This is a genomic window from Paraburkholderia sp. BR14320, assembly GCF_040948665.1.
GTDB lineage: Bacteria > Pseudomonadota > Gammaproteobacteria > Burkholderiales > Burkholderiaceae > Paraburkholderia > Paraburkholderia youngii.
Window position 1 is genome coordinate 28,186 of record NZ_JBFPKG010000058.1, and the last position, 19,437, is coordinate 47,622.

The window sequence follows — 19,437 nt, forward strand, 5'->3', positions numbered from 1 at the left end:
AACAAAGCCCCCGGTGAACACCGAGGGCTTCATAGGCTTCTTATCTGTTTGTTGTTGCCGCGCTTAGCGGCCGGACTTGAACTCGGTCCACAGTCGCGTTTGCAGCCGCTGGATTTCCTGCGGCAGCGGTTTCAACAGGAACAGCGTCTTGATGGTTTCCGGCGACGGGTACACGGCCGGATCGTTCGCGACGTCCTTGTCCACGTACTTGCGCGCTTCCATATTGACGCTCGGGTAGTACACGGCGTTGGTGATCGCGGCGTGCACCTGCGGCGTCTCGATGTAGTTGATCCACTCGAGCGCGGCTTCCTTGTGCTTCGCATCCTTCGGAATCGCCATCACGTCGAACCACACCGGCGCGCCGCCCTTCGGCACGAAGTACTCGATCTTGTACGGCTTCTTCGCCTCGATCGCGCGATGCTTGGCGATCACGACGTCGCCCGACCAGCCGTACGCGAAGCAGACATCACCCCCGACGAGGTCGTTGATGTAGCCCGACGAGTTGAACTGCGTGATGTACGGACGGATTTTCTTCAGCATCTCGAGCGCGGCGCGGTAGTCGGCCGGGTTCGTGCTCATCGGGTCCTTGCCCATGTAGTGCAGCGCGGCCGCGAACATCTGGTCCGGCGCGTCGAGCACCGACACGCCGCAGGCCTTCAGCTTCGAGATGTTTTCCGGCTTGAACAGAATGTCCCAGTTATCGAGCGGCACGTCCTTGCCGAGGATCTGCTGGACCTTCGTCACGTTGTAGCCGAGGCCGGTCGTGCCGTACGCCCAGGGCACCACGTACTTGTTGCCCGGATCGGCGCCGGCGACGAGCGCCATCAGCGACGGGTCGAGGTACTTAAGGTTCGGCAGCTTCGATTTGTCGAGCGGCTGGAAGATGCCCGCGGCGATCTGTTTGCCCGCGTAGTTGCTGGTCGGCACGACGATGTCGTAGCCCGAGTTGCCGGTGAGCAGCTTCGCCTGCAGCGTGTCGTCGCTGTCGTAGTTGTCGTACTTGACCTGAACGCCGGTCTGTTTCGTGAAGTTCGGGATCGTATCCTTCCCGATATAGTCGGACCAGTTATACACGTTCAGCTGCGTATCTTTCGCAGCGGCCGTCAACCACGGCGCCGCGCACAAGATCAGCGCCGCCACATGCCCCACTATCCGTTTGTTCATCCCGTTCTCCGCTCCCGTCGTCACTCAAGCCGCGCCCTCGCGCGCACGGCCCCCTGAAAACCCCGAAAACTACCACCAATTATTGCCCACTCCAAAAAAAACCCGGAGCTGTCGCGCAAACGGTACAGGGCTGTGGCCGCACCCTTGCAAAATGGCCGCAATTTTAACGGGTTATCGGCGCGTGTCTACCGGAAAATACGCGTGCCGCGGTCGCGCTTTCCCCGCGCTGGCGCAGGTTGCGGGGGTTTCGTCGCGTCGCTGTTATCTGCCTGTCAGGTCGGCGTTGGCTCGCGCTTCGCCGGGGCGCCGCTCACGCCCGCGCGGGTGCCGGACGGTGCAAGCCGGTGCAGAGCCCCGCGTCGGCGCGGCAGCGCACCTTTCATGCGCAACCGGCTTCGCCACGACGGCTCGATTGCTCCTATCATGATCCTTTGATGCGGGATTGCGCGACGTCGTCGCGCGACGGCCGGCCAGCCGCTGCGCGACTGCGATGGGCATATGACTTGCAACAGGATGCATTTCCCAGAAGCTCTGGCACGATGAACACCAATCCTTTCGCGATGCGTCCCAACCGGCGCCGGCGTCTGCCGGGTGAGCCGACGCGTCCGGCGCACTGGTTCTCGTTCCTCGGCGCCGGCGCGCTGATCGCGGTCGGCTATATCGACCCCGGCAACTGGGCGACCGCGCTCGGCGCCGGCGCGGGCTACGGCTACGGCCTGCTCGGCATCGTGCTGCTGTCGAGCATGATGGGGATGCTGATGCAATGGCTGTCGTCGCGCCTCGGCGTCGTGACCGGGCGCGATCTTGCGCAGCTGTGCCGCGAGCGCAATGGCCGGCGCGCGACGCTGTTCCTGTGGCTGACGAGCGAAGTCGCGATCATCGCCTGCGATGTCGCCGAGGTGGTCGGCAGCGCGGTCGCGCTGCAACTGCTGCTCGGCGTGTCGCTGACGGTCGGCGTGCTGATGTCGGCGGTCTGCACGTTCGCGCTGCTCGCGCTCCAGCACAAGGGCGGCCGCCGGCTGGAAGCGGTGATCGCCGCGCTGATCGGTTTCGTCGGCCTGTGCTTCGTCGTGCAGCTCGCGCTCGCGCGGCCCGACTGGCACGCGGCGCTGGCCGGCACCGCGCCGAGCATCGAGCTGATCAGAAACGCGGGCATGCTGTGGCTCGCGGCGGGCATCGTCGGCGCGACGGTCATGCCGCACAACCTGTATCTGCATTCGGCGCTCGTCAAGCATCACGCGCCCGACAGCAGCGACGCGCAGATCAAGGCCGCGCTGCACGTCGTCAATCTCGATACCTTCGGCTCGCTTGCGTTCGCGTTCGTGATCAACGCGGCGCTGCTGATCGTCGCGGCCGCCGTGTTCTATGCCAGCGGCCATCGCGACGTGACCGATCTGGCCGATGCGCATCGGCTGATCGCGCCGCTCGTCGGCAACCGCTGGGCCGGCATCCTGTTCGCCGCGGCACTGCTCGCGTGCGGACTCAGCGCGACGGTCACCGGCACGCTGGCCGGTCAGGCGGTGATGGAAGGCTTCCTGCGGCTGCGCTTGCCGCGCTGGAAACGCGCACTGCTCACGCGTGCGCTCGCGATCGGGCCGGCCCTGCTCGCGGTGGGCATGTTCGGCCAGCATGGCTCGAACCAGTTGCTGGTCGCGAGCCAGGTCGTGCTGAGCCTGCAATTGCCTCTCGCGGTCGTGCCGCTGATCCGCTGTGCGTCCGATCCGGCGCTGATGCGCGGCTGGCGCGTGCACGGCGTGCCGCTGGTGCTGTCGTGGCTATCGGCGTGGTTCATCATTGCGCTCAATGGCGCGCTGATGTGGCAACTGGCGACCGGGGCATGACGGCAGCCGTGCACGTCGGTGCGCGGGTATCGTGAACTTCGCATCGCGCTGAGCGCCGCGTGCAAGGCACGCGCCGCGCATCGGTTAACATAGCGGGACTTTGCCCCCCGCCCCAAGGTTTCCGATGACTTCGAATCTCCACGATCATCCCGACAGCCCATGCATCGGCGTCTGCTCCACGCTCTTCGACGAGGTCTGCAAAGGCTGCGGCCGCACCGCGGCCGAAGTGTCGAACTGGGTGTTCCTCAGCGACGAGGAAAAACGCGCGATCTGGACCCGGATCGAACGGGAAGGCACGGCGATGCGCTTTCAGAACGACAAGGTGTGAGCCGGTCGTCTGCACGCATCGCAGTTTGGGGTTGCTTGCGACCATGAAGAATGCCGGGATGTCCCGGCATTTTTTATTGGTTTGCGTTTTCCTCTGATCGCTGCGGATACGAATGCATTCAAACCCGAGAACGCTTCGGAAAACTTCGGCTCCATGACCACCACCCGGGACTTCGTTCAGTGCCTCGCGCAATGGCGCCGAATGGCCCACGTGTTCAATCCATGGTCCGAGACCGATGAACGCGACCAGCCGGGCATCAACGCGCCACTGATTCGCCAGCAACAGCTCGCCGCCTACCTGCAGGGCCGCCGGACGAGCGTCAAGGTGATCCTGATCGCTGAAGCGCTGAGCTGCCGCGGCGGGCGCTTCACGGGCATCGCGATGACCTCCGAGCGGATTCTGCTTGGCAACGATACGAAGCTCAACGGCGTCGCCACGAGAACAGACCGCGGCCCGCTGCCGGACTATCTGCCAGGTTCGGCAACCCGCACCAGTTGCCGCGATGCGTTGCCTCGAATGACGGACCGCGAATACGGTGTCTATGAGAGAACCGCCTCGATCGTCTGGCAGACGATGCTGTCCAATGGCTTCGGCCCAACCGAGTTTGCGCTATGGAATGCTTTCCCGTTTCATCCGTTCGTTGACGAAGACACCGAGAGCAACCGCCGCCCAACGAATCCAGAGCTACATGCGACAGCCCAGATTCTGACCGACTTCATCAGCCTGTTCCCTGGAAACGTGCGGTTCGTCGCGCTTGGGCGGGAAGCGGAAAGTGCGCTGCTCAGCCATCCGATCCAGCCGCTGCACGAGCTCGTCAGGCACCCTACAGCTAGAGCGGCAAAGCCTGCAAATAGCGCGTCTCAAGCGAAGAATCGCATCATGGGTAAGCTGGATGAAGTCATTCGACGGCTCGCGCAGAGCGGGCATGAGCCCAGCGCCTGAGGCACCGGCTAGCCACCAAAACAAAAAGGCCCACGCCGGCAAACTGCCGGCATGGGCCTTTGGGGGATCGCTGAAAACCAGCGACCCAGCGCTTATTGAACGCCCTGACTCGTCAGGAAGTCCTCGTAGTTGCCGCCGAAGTCGTTCAGGGTGCCGTCCGTGCGCACTTCGATGATCCGGTTCGCCAACCCGCTGACGAATTCCCGGTCGTGCGACACGAAAATCAGCGTGCCTTCAAACTTGTCCAGCGCGATCTGCAGCGACTCGATCGACTCCATGTCCATGTGGTTGGTCGGCTCGTCCATCAGCAGCACGTTATGGCGGCCGAGCATCAGCTTGCCCCAGATCATGCGGCCCTTCTCGCCACCGGACAGCACCTTGACCGACTTGCGGATGTCGTCCGCATTGAACAGCAGGCGGCCGAGCGTGCCGCGCACCATCTGCTCGTCGTCTCCTTCCTTGCGGTACTGGTCGATCCAGTCCATCAGCGTGACGTCGTTCGGAAACTCTTCGTAGGTATCCTGCGGCATGTAGCCGACGTTCGCGTTTTCCGCCCACTTCACGGTGCCGTGATCGAGCTGCAGATTGCCGAGCAGCGAGCGCAGCAGCGTGGTCTTACCCGCGCCGTTCTCGCCGATGATCGCGATACGCTCGCCCGGCTGCACGCTGATGCTGAAGTTATTGAAGATCGAGCGCTCGTACTTCTTCGAAATGTTCTCGGCGACCACCGCGATGTTGTGCAGCTTCTTCTCGAACTCGAAGCGGATGAACGGGTTCTGCCGCGACGACGGCTTGAATTCCTCGATCTTGATCTTGTCGATCATCTTCAGACGGCTGGTCGCCTGGCGTGCCTTCGACTTGTTCGCCGAGAAGCGGCGCACGAAGTCCTGCAGATCGGCCACGCGCTCCTTCGCTTTTGCGTTGGCGGCCTGCTGACGCTCGCGCGCCTGGGTGCTCGCGAGCATGTAGTCGTCGTAGTTGCCTGGATAGACCTTCAGCGTGCCGTAGTCCATGTCGGCCATGTGCGTGCAGACCTGGTTCAGGAAGTGCCGGTCGTGCGAGATGATGATCATCGTCGAGTTGTACTGGTTGAGAACATCTTCCAGCCAACGGATCGAGTTGATGTCGAGGTTGTTGGTCGGCTCATCGAGCAGCAGCACGTCCGGCTTCGAGAACAGCGCCTGCGCGAGCAGCACGCGCAGCTTCCAGCCCGGTGCGACGTTGCTCATCGGGCCGTTGTGGTCTTCGATCGCGATGCCGATGCCGAGCAGCAGTTCGCCCGCGCGCGCTTCGGCCGTGTAGCCGTCGTACTCGGCGAATTTCGCTTCGAGTTCGGCGGCGTGCATGTAGTCGTCGTCGGTCGCGTCGGGGTTCGCGTAGATCGCGTCGCGCTCGGTCATCGCGGCCCACATTTCCGTGTGGCCCATCATCACGACGTCGAGCACGCGCACGTCTTCGTATGCGAACTGGTCCTGACGCAGCTTACCGAGGCGCACGTTCGGCTCGAGCATCACGTTGCCCGAGCTCGGCTCGAGATCCGAACCGAGAATCTTCATGAAGGTGGATTTACCGCAGCCGTTCGCACCGATCAGGCCATAGCGGTTCCCTTCCCCGAATTTGACCGAAATGTTCTCGAAGAGGGGCTTCGGCCCGAATTGCATGGTGATATTGGCAGTAGACAGCACGGCGCGTCCCTTTGAATGTGATATCGGCGAAAAACTCAATATTTTAGCAGGTTTAGAGAAATCAACCCGACAGTTCGCCCGCCCCGGCTCGCATTACCCGTTCGAGCCGTCGCGCGGCGTCTGCAGAATGTCGATAAAGGCCGAAAAATCCGCATCGGCGAGCCCCATCGCGGCACCGAGTCGCAGCAATTGCTGGACCGTCGACGCGACCGGCATCGGCGTGCCGGTCTCGTAGGCGGTCGCCGCGACCGTATCGACGTCCTTCTGGAACGTGCGCAACGCGCCGATCGGCGCGAGATCGCTTTGCGTCATCCGCGGCACGAAGGTCCGCAGCAGCACCGAATCGGCCCAGCCGCCGGCGAGCGCCTCGGGCAGCTTCGCGGCGTCGATGCCGCTGCGCTGCGCGAGGCTCACCGCCTCGGCGATCGCGGCAACGGTCGCGGTGACGATCGCCTGATTGCACAGCTTCGCGGTTTGCCCGGCGCCGACCGCGCCCATGTGCGTGACGCGGGCGGCATAGGCGTCGAGCAAGGGGCGCACCACGGCGAGATCGCTCGCCTCACCGCCTGCCATGATCGCGAGCGTGCCCGCCGTGGCGCCGGCGACTCCGCCCGACACCGGCGCGTCGATCCAGCCGATCGACGCGCCATCCCGGGAAACTCCGGTGCCCGCCGCGCCGCCCTGCCCGGCGAAATCCGCCACCCGTCGCGCCATTGCGCGCGTCGCGGCAGGCGGAATGCTCGAATGATCGACGATCCAGCGCACACGGCGCGGGGTCGAAGGATCGCCATGGAGCAGCCCCGCGGCGCCGAACACGGTCTGTTCGACCGCCGCCGCGTCCGCGACGCACAGCAGCACCGCGTCGCAGCGCGCGGCCAGCTCACGCGGCGTATCGACGACGTGCGCGCCCTCGGCCCGCAATGCCTCGGCCTTCGCTCGCGTGCGATTCCACACATGCACGGTATGACCCGCGCGCAGCAGGTGCCGGATCATCGGCGCACCCATCAGACCGGGGCCGCAAAAACCAATTTCCACGTTCGAACCTCGTCGGCTATCAGATTGAATGGATTATGTTGCGTTCACATGATAACGACCATGCCATGCGCCGAAGTCGCGCAGCAGCGGGCACGCGACCTGCGGCATCGATGGTGCGGGCGCGACGTTCGATCCGCCGCGCAGGCGATGACGCTCGCGAGCACGCATATGTCCGACGGACTGCGCGAACCGTTGCCTATACTTTTTCCAAGCGCGTTTCCGAGCAGCGTTTTATCGACCAGCGGCGCACACCAAGGAGGAATTCATGTCAGAACACGTTTACAAGAAGATCGAACTGACCGGTTCGTCGAAGAAATCGATCGACGACGCGATCACCACCGCGATTGCCAAAGCGTCGGAAACGCTGCGCAATCTGCACTGGTTCGAGGTCACGGAAACGCGTGGCCAGATCGAGAACGGCAAGGTCGCGTATTGGCAGGTGACGCTGAAGGTCGGCCTGCGCATCGAGGACTGAGCGGCGACCGCACGACACGCACGCTTGCGCGCTGCCACGCGCAGGCCGCAAACAGAAAAGCTGCGTCCAGCCCACGCTGGACGCAGCTTTTTTCAACAGCGGACCGCCCGATTTACTTCGGCAGCGACCCGTCGACACCCTCGACGTACCAGTTCAGGCGCTGCAACTCCGGATCGGTCAAGGTCTTGCCTTCCGGCACCTTCACCGTGCCCGACTGATCCTTGATCGGGCCCGTGAACACGTCGCGCTTGCCGCTCGCAAGTTCTTCGCGCCTGGCGGCGACCTGTTTCTGCCCATCGGCCGGAATCGCCGACGTGTTCAGGTTCTCGAGGTTGACGGCCTTTTGCGGAATACCCCACCACACCGGATCGTTCTTCCACTTGCCGTCGAGCACCTGCTGGATCACCGCGCTGTAGTACACGCCCCAGTGCGCGACCACGGAGCCGAGATGGGCATCAGGACCGAACTTCTTCATGTCCGAATCCCAGCCGAACGCGTGCACGTGCTTCTCCGAAGCTGTGGCGAGCGTCGCGCTCGAATCGGTGTTCTGCAGCAGCACGTCCGCGCCCTGGCCGATCAACGTTTCGGCGGCCTGCTTTTCCTTGCCCGGATCGAACCAGCTGTTGATCCAGATCACCTTCGTATGCACCTTCGGATTCACCGAGCGCGCACCCAGCGTAAACGCGTTGATGTTGCGCACCACTTCCGGAATCGGCACCGACGCGACGAAGCCGAGCGTGTTGCTCTTCGTCACGTAGCCCGCGGCGACGCCGGCCAGATACGCGCCCTGATACATGCGCACGTCGTAGGTGCCGAAGTTCGGCGCCTTCTTGTAGCCGGTCGCGTGCAGGAAGATGGTGTCCGGGAAGTCCTTCGCGACCTTCAGCTGAAAGTCCTGGAAGCCGAAGCTCGTGCCGAAGATGATCTTGTTGCCCTTGTTGGCGAGATCGCGGAACACGCGCTCCGAGTCGGCCGATTCCGGCACGTTCTCGACGCGCGTGACCTTGATCCGGTTACCGAACTTCGCTTCGGCTTCGCGCGAGCCCTGGTCGTGCGCGAAGGTCCAGCCGGCATCGCCCGGATTGCCGAGATAGACAAACGCAACGCCCGGCACGTCGGCGGCCTGCGCGGTTTGCGCGAGCGGCGCTGCAAGTGCGAGCGACGCCGCGCCCCACGCAAAAGCGGTCAGCAGATTTCTTCTCTTCATGTTTTTCCCCTGTCGTGATGAGCGAATAGTAGTGAGCGAATCGACAAAAAACCTGTGGCGCCGTCAGCCCGCCGAAAAAAACGGCTTGCCGAGCGACGCGGGCGCATTCAGGCGAATCGTGTTCGGATTGCGCGAGATCAGCGCCAGTACGACGATCGTCGCGACGTAGGGCAGCATCGCGAGGAACTGCGTCGGCACCGGCACGCCGATCGCCTGCGCGTAGAACTGCAGCCCCGTCACCGCGCCGAACAGCAGCGAGCCGATCAGCAGACGGCCCGGGCGCCACGTCGCGAACACCACGAGCGCGAGCGCGATCCAGCCGCGGCCCGACGTCAAATTTTCCTGCCACAGGTGCAGATTGACGATCGAATAGTAGCCGCCCGCGAGCCCCGCCATGCCGCCGCCGAACGCGACCGCGCCATAGCGCACACCGACCACCGGAAAGCCGACCGAGTGTGCGACCTGCGGCGATTCGCCGACCGAGCGCAGCACGAGCCCCGCGCGCGTGCGATACAGGAACCAGCCGATCGCCGCGAACGTCAGGAACGCGAGGTAATCGAGCGGCGTGAGGGTAAACAGCGCGGGACCGAGCACCGGGATTTTCGACAGGCCGGGAATCGTCCACGTATCGATCGTCGCGCGCACCGCCGCCGACGTGTACGGCTTGCCGACATACGCGGACAGTCCGATGCCGAAGATCGTCAGCGACAGGCCGGTCGCGACCTGGTTGGCGAGCATCGTCAGCGTGAGGAACGCGAACAGCAGCGACATCGCGAGACCGGCGCCGATCGCGGCGAGCACGCCGAGCCACGGGCTGCCGGTGATCGACGTGACCGCGTAGCCGCTGACGGCGCCCATCAGCATCATCCCTTCCACGCCGAGGTTGAGCACGCCCGATTTTTCGGCGACGAGTTCGCCGGCGCCCGCGAACATCAGCGGGATCGACGCGGTGATCGCGCTCGACGTGAGCGCGCTGGCTTGCTGGATATCCATATCGAGTTCTAAAGGCGGATTAGCGAGCTTATTGGCAAACTCAATGACTCACTGCCACGGCCGAGCGGCGCCGCACGCGGTAGTTCACGAACAGGTCGGCGCCCAGCAGGCAGAACAGCAGCAACCCCTGGAACACGCCCGACAGCGCTTGTGGCAATTGCATCGAGGTCTGCACCGCTTCGCCGCCGAGATACAGCAGCGCCATCAGCAGACTGGCGAGCACGATGCCGAGCGGATGCAAGCGGCCGACGAACACGACGATGATCGCGGTGAAGCCGTAGCCCGGCGACCACGTCGCCTGCAACTGGCCGATCGGACCGGCGATCTCGCCCATGCCGGCGAGGCCCGCGAGGCCGCCGCTAATCAGCAGCGAGGTCCAGATCGTCTTCTTGTCGGAGAAGCCCGCGTAGCGCGCGGCGAGCGGCGCGAGTCCGCCGACGTTCATCCGGTAGCCCGCGAAGCTCTTGCGCATGAACAGCCAGACGAGCGGAATCGCGATCAGCGTGAGGAACACGGACGCGTTCAGGCGCGTGCCGCGCAGAAATTTCCAGTGCCAGTCGCCATACAGCGTCGGAAACAGCGCGTCGCCGCTGAACATCTCCGACAGCGGAAAGTTCATGCCCTGCGGATCGCGCCACGGGCCGCTCACCAGGTAGATCAGCAGTTGGGTCGCGACGTACGTGAGCATCAGGCTCACGAGAATCTCGTTGGTATTGAAACGGCTCTTCAGGAACGCCGGAATCGCAGCCCACGCCATGCCGCCAAGGATGCCCGCGAGCATCATCGTCGGCAGGATCCACCAGCCGCTCGCCTGATCGAAATAGATCGCGACGCCGCTCGCCGCGATGCCGCCGAGCAGCATCTGCCCTTCGGCGCCGATGTTCCACACGTTCGCGCGATAACCGATCGCGAGCCCAAGGCCGATCAGGCACAACGGCGACGCCTTCAGCAATAGCTCCGACCAGCCGTTGATGCTCGACAGCGGCTCGATGAAGAACGCGTGCATCGCCTGCAACGGGTCGCGGCCGACGAGGCCGAAAATCAGGAAGCCGATCGCCAGCGTCAGCACTGCGGCGATCAGCGGCACGGCGAGTTGCATCGTGCGCGAGGGCGTGGTGCGGGCTTCGAGTCGATAAGGAAGCATCATGGGTAGCGTGAAATTGTTCGGGTTCTGTTCTTCAGGGTCCGCGTTCGCGTGCGTGCTTAGCTTTTTGGTGTGGCCGGCAGACCGCGCCTCGCGTCATGCATGCGCCGGCTGGTCCGCCGCGGGCGCCGCGCCCTCGCGGTCGCCGAACAGCCCCGCCATCCAGCGGCCGATTTCCTCGGCGTTGGTCGCGCCGGTCGCGCGCACCGGCGAAAGCCGCCCGCCCGCGAGCACCGCGATGCGGTCGCAGATATCGAACAGCTCTTCCAGTTCCTCCGAGATCACCAGAATCGCGACGCCGCGCGCCGACAGATCGAGCAACTGCTGACGGATGAATGCAGACGCGCCGACATCGACGCCCCACGTGGGCTGCGCGACCACCAGCACCTTCGGCGCCTGCAAAATCTCGCGGCCCATGATGTATTTCTGCAGATTGCCGCCCGACAGGCTTTGCGCGAGCGCGTCGGGGCCGCCGCAGCGCACGTCGAATGCGTCGATGCAGCGCTTCGCGAACGCGCGCATCGCGCCCGCCCGGATCCAGCCCGACTTGACCATGCTCTGCCGATGCGCGGTAAGGAGCGCGTTGTCGGCCAGGCTCATCGCCGGCACCGCGCCGCGGCCGAGCCGCTCCTCAGGCACGAAGCCAAAGCCGAGCGCGCGCCGCCGGCCCGCGCCGAGGCGCGCGGCCGGCTTGCCGCAGATCGTGATCGCGTCGGCCGGCAGGCTACGTTTTTCAGCGCGCTTTTCTCCGGACAACGCCGCGAGCAGTTCCGCCTGGCCGTTGCCCGACACACCGGCAATGCCGAAGATCTCGCCCGCATGCACGCTGAACGACACGTCGCGCAACGAGGTACCGAACGGATCGTCGCTCGCGACCGACAACTGCCTGACGTCGAGCAGCACCGCGCCCGGCTTGTGCTCGCGCCGCGTGTAGTCGGGCAGCGAGTGGCCGACCATCAACTGCGCGAGCGACGCATGCGTCTCGTTCTTCGGCGTCACATTGCCGGTGACGCGACCGCCGCGCATTACGGTAGCGGTGTCGCACAACTCCTGGATTTCGTCGAGCTTATGGCTGATGTAGAGAATGCTGCAGCCTTCGGCCGCGAGCCGGCGCAGCGTCGTGAACAGCTTGCGGACCGCCTGCGGCGTCAACACCGAGGTCGGTTCGTCCATGATCAGCAGACGCGGATTCTGCAGCAGGCAGCGCACGATTTCGACGCGCTGACGTTCGCCGACGGTGAGGCTGTGCACGTGCCGTTGCGGATCGATGTCGAGCCCGTAGTCGGCCGACACCTCGCGAATGCGTTTCGCAAGGGACTTCAGATCGAACGGTTCGTCGAGCGCGAGCGCGATGTTTTCGCCGACCGTCAGCGTCTCGAACAGCGAGAAGTGCTGGAACACCATGCCGACGCCGAGCTTGCGCGCGGCCGCCGGGCTCGCGATGTCGACCGTCTCGCCTTCCCACCGGATCTCGCCGGCATCGGGCCGGACCGCGCCGTAGATGATCTTCATCAGCGTGCTCTTGCCCGCGCCGTTCTCGCCGAGCACCGCGTGGATCTCGCCGGGCGCAACGACGAGCGTGACATCGTCGTTGGCGCGCACGGCCGGGTACTGCTTCGTGATCCCTGTCAGCGCGAGCCGGGGCACCGCCTGGCTGGTGAGTTGTGCGCCGTCGCTAAGTGGAGTGTCGCTCATGAGATTCCGTAGTGCGTTCGAGACGCCGCATGCTGCCTGAATACCGCCGGCTTGACGTCGAAAACGTCCACCGTGCCGACGGGCGATCCGTCACCACAACCGAATGACGATACCTAATTCGCCCCACTCAGTCGAGTTGACAAAATTCCCGCAAACCCGCGCCGCTACAAGCTCTGCGGGTATGTCACCCTTGACGACGTTTTTCGTCCATATTAAAACGCATATACCCCCACGTCCGTTCGATCAGCCAGCACATATATTTCGGAGAATCCATGAGCCAGCAACGCGAGGCGATCGACACGTACCTGCTGCGCGTGTTGCACACGCTTCTGATGGAGCGCAGCGTCACGCGCGCCGCCGTCAAACTGAACCAGTCCCAACCCGCGATCAGCGCGGCGCTGCGCCGTCTGCGCGACATCACCGGCGACCCGCTGCTGGTGCGCGGCAAATCCGGCATGGTGCCGACCGAGTACGGCCTGCGCCTGCTCGAACCGGTGCAGAACGCGCTGCGCGAAATCGAGCGCATCAAGTTCCAGCAGCACAACTTCGATCCGGCCACGTCGATCCGCTGCTACCGGATCGGCTGTCCCGACTACCTCAATGTGCTATTCGTGCCGACCGTCGTCGAACGCTTTCGCCAGGCTGCGCCGAACGCGACGCTCGAATTCCATTCGCTCGGCCCGGCGTTCGACTACGAACTCGCGCTCGAAGACGGCAAGCTCGACATCGTGGTCGGCAACTGGCCGGAACCGCCCGAGCAGTTGCATCTGTCGAACCTGTTCGTCGATCAGATCGTCTGCCTGATGAGCAACACGCATCCGTTCGCCAAACGCGGCGGGCTCACACTCGACCAGTACCTGAACGCGCCGCATCTCGCGCCGACGCCGTACTCGGTCGGCCAGCGCGGCGCGATCGACGTGCATCTCGCGCGCGAGCGGCTCAAGCGCCATGTGGTCGTCACGCTGCCCTACTTCAATCTCGCGCCGTACGTGCTGATCAAATCCGATCTGATCTTCACGACGACGCGCCTCTTTGCCGACTACTACGCGAAGTTCCTGCCGCTGACCGTGGTGTCCGCGCCGCTCGACTTTCCGCCGATGCAGTACTACCAGCTGTGGCACGAGCGCGTGCACTACTCCGACGAAGTGCGCTGGCTGCGCGGTCTGGTTGGCGAGGCGACCCGGACTTTGATCGACAAGCCCTGAGCCCGCATGCGGCGCCGCTCGGATATCAACGACTCGCGGCACCCGCGCATCAGGGCGTGAGCGCCGCCCCTTCCGCTCAAGCTCAAGCTCAAGCCGCCGCCTCATAGAGCTGCCGCGCGAGCGCGTTATGCCGCTCGATCACCGGCTCGAGTTCGAGCGTCGCCAACCGCCCCTCCTTCACCACCACCTTGCCGTCGATCACGCTATAGCTGACCTGCGACGGCGCGCAGAATACCAGAGCCGCCACCGGATCGTGCAATGCGCCGGCAAAGTGCGGCGAGCGCAGATCGAACGCGACGAAATCCGCGGCCATGCCGGGCGCGAGCGCGCCGATGTCGTCGCGATTGAGCACGCGCGCGCCGCCCACCGTCGCGATTTCGAGCGCCTCGCGCGCGGTCATCGCATCGGGCCCGAAACCGACGCGCTGCAGCAGTAGCGCCTGGCGCACTTCGGCGACCATCTGCGCACCGTCGTTCGACGCCGAGCCGTCGACACCGAGCCCAACCGGTACGCCCGCGAGCCGCATGCGCTTGACCGGCGCGATGCCCGACGCGAGCCGCATGTTCGAGCACGGACAGTGCGCGACGCCGGTGCCGGTGCGCGCGAACAGCGCGATCCCGGCGTCGTCGAGTTGCACGCAGTGCGCATGCCATACGTCGCGGCCGATCCAGCCGAGATCGTGTGCGTACTCGGCCGGCGTCATGCCGAACTTCTCGCGGCTGTACTCGACGTCGTTGACGTTCTCCGCCAGATGCGTGTGCAGCGACACGCCGTACTGGCGCGCAAGCACCGCCGATTCGCGCATCAGGTCGCGGCTCACCGAAAACGGCGAGCACGGCGCCACGACGACGCGCAGCATGGAGTAGCGGCCGTCGTCGTGATACGTCTCGATCAGGCGCTGCGTGTCCTTCAGGATGTCCGCTTCGCGCTCGACCACCGAATCCGGCGGCAAGCCGCCGTCTTTGCGCCCCACGCTCATGCTGCCGCGCGCCGCATGAAAGCGCATGCCGATGCGGCGCGCCGCGGCGATGCTGTCGTCGAGGCGGCTGCCGTTCGGATAGATATACAGATGGTCGCTCGAGGTCGTGCAGCCCGACAGCAGCAGCTCGGCCATCGCGGTCAGCGTCGATACTTCGATCATGTCGGGCGTGAGGTTCGCCCACACCTTGTACAGATTCGACAGCCAGCCGAACAGCTCGGCGTTCTGCGCGGCGGGAATCGCGCGCGTGAGGCTCTGGTACATGTGGTGATGCGTATTGACGAGGCCCGGGATCACCAGATGGCCGCGCAGGTCGAGTACCTGATCGGCCGTTTGCGGCAGTTGCGCGGTTGGTCCGACCGCGACGATCCGGTTTTCCTGGATGTACAGCCCGGCGTCGCGCAATTCCCGCCGCTCGCCATCCATCGTGACCAGCACGTCCGCGTGCTTCACGAGCATCGTTTTGCCGGGTTGTTTCAGTGCTTCATTCATCGTCATTCGTCTGTCCGCCTGATTGCCTGCATGCAAAGCCGTTCGAACGCGATGCGGCGGCACGCCACCGCGCCGCCGCGTTCGCTTGAACGCCGTTGGCCCGGTTACCCGGCGTGAATCGCCGTCTTCGGGGTTTGCCGTACCAAAGTCCTGCCTTTGCACGGGTGTTTCGCACAGCGCTTACCTTCGGTAGCCAAAATCCCGCTGGCAACTCGCGCGGCTGCGATACCCAACTTCACACCGCCAATATAGTGGTGCATTTTTGGCGCCGGTACGATCGGCCGATGAGCCTGCGCGGCTTTCGACTGGCTGCCCATCATGCGCGAACTATTATCTTTCCTATCGCTCGCGCGCTGAACGGGGCATCCTTTTTACAATGGCTGCCACGGCGCTCGCTTCAATTCGCCGACGGGTATGTAGCCACTGACGTGGAGCCTCGATCCGCCGCAAACGTACTGGATCGGGCCGCCGCCGACACCTCGCATTCACACAAGGACAATTGCGAATGGGCAAGCTCACTACCCACGTGCTCGACACCGCGAACGGCCGTCCCGGCGCAGGCATCAAGGTCGAACTCTTCGCGCTCGCCGGAGACACGCGCCGCGCACTCAAAACCACGGTCACCAATCACGACGGCCGCTGCGACGAGCCGCTGCTCGAAGGCGACGCGCTCGTCGCGGGCGAGTACGAACTCGTGTTCGGCGCGGGCGACTACTTCGCGTCGCTCGGTACCAGCTTGCCGGAGCCGCGCTTCGTCGATCGCGTCGTGCTGCGCTTCGGCGTCGCCGATGCCAACTCGCACTATCACGTGCCGCTGCTGGTGTCGCCGTTTTCCTACAGCACGTATCGGGGCAGCTAGCCCTGCCGGATGCGAGCCGCATCCGCTTCGGCACGAACAGACACAAATACGCATAAGCGCCCCGCGATACCCATAACAAGCCGCGCTGCGTCTTCTATCCGCAGTCGGCGCGATGACCGGCGACGTCGAACGTCATCGCGCGCACAACGAATCAGAAGTGGAGGAGTTTCATGGAAGGCTTTATCACCGACTGGTTGAACCTCGCGATTCGCTGGTTCCACGTCATCGCCGCCATCGCATGGATCGGCGAATCGTTCTATTTCGTCGCGCTCGACAACAGTCTGAAACCGCCGACCGATCCGAACCAGCGCCGTCGCGGCGTGTTCGGCGAGTTGTGGCACGTGCACGGCGGCGGCTTCTACAACATGCAGAAGTACACGGTCGCGCCGCCGGAAATGCCCGAAGACCTGCACTGGTCGAAATGGCCGTCGTACACGACGTGGCTGTCGGGCTTCGGTCTCTTTACCGTGCTGTATCTGTTCTCGCCGAGCACCTACCTGATCGACAAGAACGTGCTCGACATGGGACCGGTGGTCGCGGTCGCCTCGGCGATCGGTTTCCTCGCGGCCGGCTGGATCGTCTACGACTCGCTGTGCCGCATTCTCGGCACGCGCGACAAACTGCTCGGCATCTGCGTCGGCGTTTATGTGCTGATCGCGGCGTATCTCGCGTGTCATATCTTCGCGGGCCGCGCGGCGTATCTGATCATGGGCGCAATGCTCGCGACGATCATGTCGGCCAACGTGTTCTTCGTGATCATTCCGGGCCAGCGCAAGATGGTCGACGCGATGCTCAAGGGCGACACGCCGAACCCGATCTACGGCAAGCGCGGCAAGCAGCGCTCGGTGCACAACACCTACTTCACGCTGCCGGTCGTGTTCGCGATGCTGTCGAACCACTACGCGATGACCTACACGCATCCGTACAACTGGGCGGTGCTCGTCGTCATCATGCTGGCCGGCGCGCTGATCCGTCAGTTCTTCGTGATGCGCCATCGCGGCCAGGTGTTGTGGTATCTGCCGCTCGTCGGCGTCGCGCTGATGTGCACGGCGCTCGTGTGGACCATGCCGCGTCCGGTGGTGCCGCAGGCGCAGGCCGCCAACGCGCCGACGCTGAAGGTCGCCGACATCGCGCCGGTGCTGCAGCAGCGCTGCGTGGCCTGCCACTCCGCGCATCCGACGATGATGGGCAGCGCGCCCGCCGGCGTGCTGATGGATACCCCCGACGAGATCTCGCAGAACGCGCAGCGCATTTACCAGCAGGCGGTCACGTTGAAGGCGATGCCGCTCGGCAACGTCACGCACATGACCGACGACGAGCGGATGAAGATCGCCGCGTGGTTCGAAGGCGGCGCGGCGAAGTAAGAAGGTCTGTCAGGATCACGGATCATCCGGTGCCGAGGTGGAGGCTGGAGGGTGAAGCGGGCTTGTCGCGACAGCGGCAAGCCCGTTGTCGTTTGGACAGGGTGCCGGGTGCAGTCAGTGGCATCGATACATCGAAAAATTTGTCGCCGTTGGGCTACAAAAACGCCAAAAATACGTAAAATGTAGCCCTAGAGGCACAAAGACATGCAACGTTGCTGTGTCTCCTAGGCTACAATAAATGGCAAATACGCTGAATTTGACGCCCTGAGGCTACAAATGACCAACCTCGCCGATGTCTCGGACATGCTGAAAGCTGTACGCCGCGACAGCAAGCTATCGCAGGAAGAGCTTGCGCGCCGCGCGGGCGTGGCCCGCACGACCGTCGCGCGGATGGAGACGCTCGCCAAGAACGATATGAGCGTGTCCGTGCTCGTGCGCCTGCTCGAAGCCGCCGGTTACGACCTCAAGTTCGTTGCGCATGGACATGGCCGCACGCTGGAAGACATTCTCGCTGAACAGCGCAGTCCGGACGCGCAGCCATGAAGCTCGACGTTCAGGTACGAGGCAGGAACGTCGCCACGCTGTTTCGCGAGCGCGACGACTATGTCCTCAAATACAACCGCGATGCGAGCGCGGCCGACTTCGTCAGTCTGACGATGCCGGTGCGCGAAGAGGCCTGGCGCTGGCCGCGCGACCTGCATCCGTTTTTCCGGCAGAACCTGCCCGAGGGCTATCTGCTGAATCTGATCCGCGAGCAATTCGGGCCCTTGCTCGACGGAACCGATCTGTCGCTGCTCGCCGTGGTGGGATCGATGGGGATCGGCCGGGTCACCGTCACGCCCGAAGGCGTCGCGCCGGGCACCGAACTGGAGGCGCTCGACGTCCAGCACATCCTGCACGGCGACAACACCGCCGAACATTTCGCGCGACTGGTGCGTGAATACGCGCGAGCGGCTATTTCAGGGGTCGTGCCGAAGTTCATCGCGCCCGAAGCGCAGCCTGCCGCATCGACACCGCTGCAGCTCGGAAAGCCGACGATTCGAACGAGCCGTCACATCGTCAAAGGTTCGGACGACAACACGCCCTTTCTCGGTTTCAACGAATTCCATTCGATGCGGGTGCTGGAGCGGCTGGGGGTGGCGCCCGTTGCGCGCACGCAGATGTCGGACGATGGCCGGGCGCTCGTCGTCGAGCGCTTCGATGTCGACGCACAAGGACTGCCGGCGTACGGCGTCGAAGACCTGTGCGGGCTGCTCGGTTTGCCGCCGCACGAAAAATACAATTCGACCAGCGAGAAAATGCTCAACGCGGCAAGAGCGTATCTGCTCGATCGCGACACCTTGCGGGTGCAGCTCCAGCAGCTCGGCTGGCATCTGCTGACCAACTACGTCGTGCGCAATGCGGACTGCCACACCAAGAACGTCGCGCTGTTCTATACGTCGGTCGACGACGTCGCGTTCACGCCCGTCTACGATGTCGTGACGACCCAGGCTTATCCGCGCTTCGCCGCCAATCCGCCGGGGCTCGCCATCGATGGCCGCAAAACCTGGGCAGCGGGTAAAACGCTGGAACGCTTTTTCAACACGCGCATGGGCATCGCTCCGCGGCAATATGCGCAAATGGTTGAAGCGCTGTGCGACTCGGCTGTCGACGTCGGCCACGAGTTGATCGAAGCAGCGCGCAACGAACCGCAGTGGCGCACGGTCGCCAAGCAGATGCTGCATGCGTGGGACGACGGCATGACATCGCTGCGCTCGCCAAAGAAAAGCCTGCAATTCAGGGGCCTCAAGCCAGCCATCGAAGCAGCGGGATTTTCGGCGCCGGAGCCGCCCGAGCGGTCAAGGGAAGTCATCGGGCATTCGCCGCTGCTCGGCAGGCGCAAGTAATCGTGATCCATGCAAGAAAAAGGTTCTTCGTAGAAAAGCGTGGAGCGATTTTTGCCAATTGCGTAATCTGATGCCTGAATTGAGGGGACATCAGGGGGAGAATTGCTCGATCGCAAGGCACTGCAGGCGCTGGGGTGCTGGAA

At 64.1% G+C, this 19,437-nt stretch carries 17 protein-coding genes; 9 read left to right on the forward strand and 8 right to left on the reverse strand.

Going from position 1 to position 19,437, the window contains the following annotated elements:
• Positions 1 to 63: 63 nt before the first annotated feature.
• On the reverse strand, positions 64 to 1,164 hold the full coding sequence (locus AB3X89_RS33525; RefSeq protein ID WP_368587089.1) for a polyamine ABC transporter substrate-binding protein: 1,101 nt from the start codon (positions 1,162 to 1,164) through the stop codon (positions 64 to 66).
• A 539-nt stretch (positions 1,165 to 1,703) separates the two neighbouring features.
• On the opposite strand from AB3X89_RS33525, the gene AB3X89_RS33530 reads away from it, so the two are divergent.
• The 3 genes from AB3X89_RS33530 (at position 1,704) to AB3X89_RS33540 (ending at position 4,275) form a co-directional block, all read left to right on the forward strand.
• The gene (locus AB3X89_RS33530; RefSeq protein WP_368587090.1) at positions 1,704 to 3,005 is read left to right on the forward strand and encodes an Nramp family divalent metal transporter; all 1,302 of its coding nucleotides are present in this window, start codon (positions 1,704 to 1,706) and stop codon (positions 3,003 to 3,005) included.
• A gap of 124 nt (positions 3,006 to 3,129) precedes the next feature.
• Positions 3,130 to 3,333, forward strand: coding sequence for a DUF1289 domain-containing protein (locus AB3X89_RS33535; protein WP_368587091.1), 204 nt, complete (start codon positions 3,130 to 3,132; stop codon positions 3,331 to 3,333).
• Positions 3,334 to 3,486: 153 nt separating this feature from the next.
• On the forward strand, positions 3,487 to 4,275 hold the full coding sequence (locus AB3X89_RS33540; protein ID WP_368587092.1) for a uracil-DNA glycosylase: 789 nt from the start codon (positions 3,487 to 3,489) through the stop codon (positions 4,273 to 4,275).
• Positions 4,276 to 4,367: 92 nt separating this feature from the next.
• On the opposite strand, the gene AB3X89_RS33545 is transcribed toward AB3X89_RS33540, so the two are convergent.
• Entirely contained in the window at positions 4,368 to 5,960 is a 1,593-nt protein-coding gene (locus AB3X89_RS33545) for an ABC-F family ATPase (RefSeq protein WP_368587093.1), read from the reverse strand.
• Positions 5,961 to 6,053: 93 nt separating this feature from the next.
• Positions 6,054 to 6,995: an NAD(P)-dependent oxidoreductase gene (locus AB3X89_RS33550; protein WP_368587094.1), complete on the reverse strand. Its 942-nt coding sequence runs from the start codon at positions 6,993 to 6,995 to the stop codon at positions 6,054 to 6,056.
• Between the two features lie 265 nt (positions 6,996 to 7,260).
• On the opposite strand from AB3X89_RS33550, the gene AB3X89_RS33555 reads away from it, so the two are divergent.
• The gene (locus tag AB3X89_RS33555; RefSeq protein ID WP_018435559.1) at positions 7,261 to 7,470 is read left to right on the forward strand and encodes a dodecin; all 210 of its coding nucleotides are present in this window, start codon (positions 7,261 to 7,263) and stop codon (positions 7,468 to 7,470) included.
• 112 nt (positions 7,471 to 7,582) lie between these two features.
• Here the strand turns inward: AB3X89_RS33555 and AB3X89_RS33560 are convergent, their stop codons facing one another.
• The 4 genes from AB3X89_RS33560 to AB3X89_RS33575 all read right to left on the reverse strand — a co-directional run bounded on the left by AB3X89_RS33560 (position 7,583) and on the right by AB3X89_RS33575 (position 12,509).
• Complete coding sequence (locus AB3X89_RS33560; protein ID WP_368587095.1) at positions 7,583 to 8,677, reverse strand: BMP family ABC transporter substrate-binding protein; 1,095 nt, start codon at positions 8,675 to 8,677, stop codon at positions 7,583 to 7,585.
• Between the two features lie 63 nt (positions 8,678 to 8,740).
• Entirely contained in the window at positions 8,741 to 9,670 is a 930-nt protein-coding gene (locus AB3X89_RS33565) for an ABC transporter permease (protein WP_368587096.1), read from the reverse strand.
• A 40-nt stretch (positions 9,671 to 9,710) separates the two neighbouring features.
• Positions 9,711 to 10,817 carry an ABC transporter permease gene (locus AB3X89_RS33570; protein ID WP_368587097.1) on the reverse strand — a complete coding sequence of 369 codons (1,107 nt, stop codon included), beginning with the start codon at positions 10,815 to 10,817 and terminating at the stop codon, positions 9,711 to 9,713.
• Positions 10,818 to 10,910: 93 nt separating this feature from the next.
• A complete protein-coding gene (locus tag AB3X89_RS33575) occupies positions 10,911 to 12,509 on the reverse strand; it encodes an ABC transporter ATP-binding protein (RefSeq protein ID WP_368587098.1) in 1,599 nt (532 codons plus the stop codon).
• A 272-nt stretch (positions 12,510 to 12,781) separates the two neighbouring features.
• Between AB3X89_RS33575 and AB3X89_RS33580 the strand changes: the two genes are divergently transcribed.
• Positions 12,782 to 13,714, forward strand: a complete 933-nt coding sequence (locus AB3X89_RS33580; RefSeq protein ID WP_368587099.1) for a LysR substrate-binding domain-containing protein — start codon at positions 12,782 to 12,784, stop codon at positions 13,712 to 13,714.
• Positions 13,715 to 13,802: 88 nt separating this feature from the next.
• On the opposite strand, the gene AB3X89_RS33585 is transcribed toward AB3X89_RS33580, so the two are convergent.
• A complete protein-coding gene (locus AB3X89_RS33585) occupies positions 13,803 to 15,191 on the reverse strand; it encodes an 8-oxoguanine deaminase (RefSeq protein WP_368587100.1) in 1,389 nt (462 codons plus the stop codon).
• 499 nt (positions 15,192 to 15,690) lie between these two features.
• Here AB3X89_RS33585 and uraH point away from each other — a divergent pair, with 499 nt between their 5' ends.
• The 4 genes from uraH (at position 15,691) to AB3X89_RS33605 (ending at position 19,294) form a co-directional block, all read left to right on the forward strand.
• Positions 15,691 to 16,044 carry a hydroxyisourate hydrolase gene (uraH, locus tag AB3X89_RS33590; protein WP_368587101.1) on the forward strand — a complete coding sequence of 118 codons (354 nt, stop codon included), beginning with the start codon at positions 15,691 to 15,693 and terminating at the stop codon, positions 16,042 to 16,044.
• A gap of 170 nt (positions 16,045 to 16,214) precedes the next feature.
• Positions 16,215 to 17,408 (forward strand): urate hydroxylase PuuD, encoded by a 1,194-nt coding sequence (locus tag AB3X89_RS33595; protein WP_368587102.1) that lies wholly within the window; start codon positions 16,215 to 16,217, stop codon positions 17,406 to 17,408.
• A 276-nt stretch (positions 17,409 to 17,684) separates the two neighbouring features.
• Entirely contained in the window at positions 17,685 to 17,951 is a 267-nt protein-coding gene (locus tag AB3X89_RS33600; RefSeq protein ID WP_008920757.1) for a helix-turn-helix transcriptional regulator, read from the forward strand.
• Complete coding sequence (locus AB3X89_RS33605; protein ID WP_368587103.1) at positions 17,948 to 19,294, forward strand: type II toxin-antitoxin system HipA family toxin; 1,347 nt, start codon at positions 17,948 to 17,950, stop codon at positions 19,292 to 19,294. The genes AB3X89_RS33600 and AB3X89_RS33605 overlap by 4 nt, the downstream gene beginning before the upstream one ends.
• The last annotated feature ends 143 nt before the right edge of the window (positions 19,295 to 19,437 follow it).

Excerpts from the sequence above, each read along its gene's own strand:
- AB3X89_RS33580 (WP_368587099.1), top strand. The coding sequence starts at position 12,782 with ATGAGCCAGCAACGCGAGGCGATCGACACGTACCTGCTGCGCGTGTTG.
- AB3X89_RS33535 (WP_368587091.1), top strand. The coding sequence starts at position 3,130 with ATGACTTCGAATCTCCACGATCATCCCGACAGCCCATGCATCGGCGTC.
- AB3X89_RS33595 (WP_368587102.1), top strand. The coding sequence starts at position 16,215 with ATGGAAGGCTTTATCACCGACTGGTTGAACCTCGCGATTCGCTGGTTC.
- AB3X89_RS33525 (WP_368587089.1), bottom strand. The coding sequence starts at position 1,164 with ATGAACAAACGGATAGTGGGGCATGTGGCGGCGCTGATCTTGTGCGCG.
- AB3X89_RS33555 (WP_018435559.1), top strand. The coding sequence starts at position 7,261 with ATGTCAGAACACGTTTACAAGAAGATCGAACTGACCGGTTCGTCGAAG.
- AB3X89_RS33605 (WP_368587103.1), top strand. The coding sequence starts at position 17,948 with ATGAAGCTCGACGTTCAGGTACGAGGCAGGAACGTCGCCACGCTGTTT.
- AB3X89_RS33575 (WP_368587098.1), bottom strand. The coding sequence starts at position 12,509 with ATGAGCGACACTCCACTTAGCGACGGCGCACAACTCACCAGCCAGGCG.
- AB3X89_RS33565 (WP_368587096.1), bottom strand. The coding sequence starts at position 9,670 with ATGGATATCCAGCAAGCCAGCGCGCTCACGTCGAGCGCGATCACCGCG.
- uraH (WP_368587101.1), top strand. The coding sequence starts at position 15,691 with ATGGGCAAGCTCACTACCCACGTGCTCGACACCGCGAACGGCCGTCCC.
- AB3X89_RS33530 (WP_368587090.1), top strand. The coding sequence starts at position 1,704 with ATGAACACCAATCCTTTCGCGATGCGTCCCAACCGGCGCCGGCGTCTG.
- AB3X89_RS33585 (WP_368587100.1), bottom strand. The coding sequence starts at position 15,191 with ATGACGATGAATGAAGCACTGAAACAACCCGGCAAAACGATGCTCGTG.
- AB3X89_RS33570 (WP_368587097.1), bottom strand. The coding sequence starts at position 10,817 with ATGATGCTTCCTTATCGACTCGAAGCCCGCACCACGCCCTCGCGCACG.
- AB3X89_RS33540 (WP_368587092.1), top strand. The coding sequence starts at position 3,487 with ATGACCACCACCCGGGACTTCGTTCAGTGCCTCGCGCAATGGCGCCGA.
- AB3X89_RS33560 (WP_368587095.1), bottom strand. The coding sequence starts at position 8,677 with ATGAAGAGAAGAAATCTGCTGACCGCTTTTGCGTGGGGCGCGGCGTCG.
- AB3X89_RS33600 (WP_008920757.1), top strand. The coding sequence starts at position 17,685 with ATGACCAACCTCGCCGATGTCTCGGACATGCTGAAAGCTGTACGCCGC.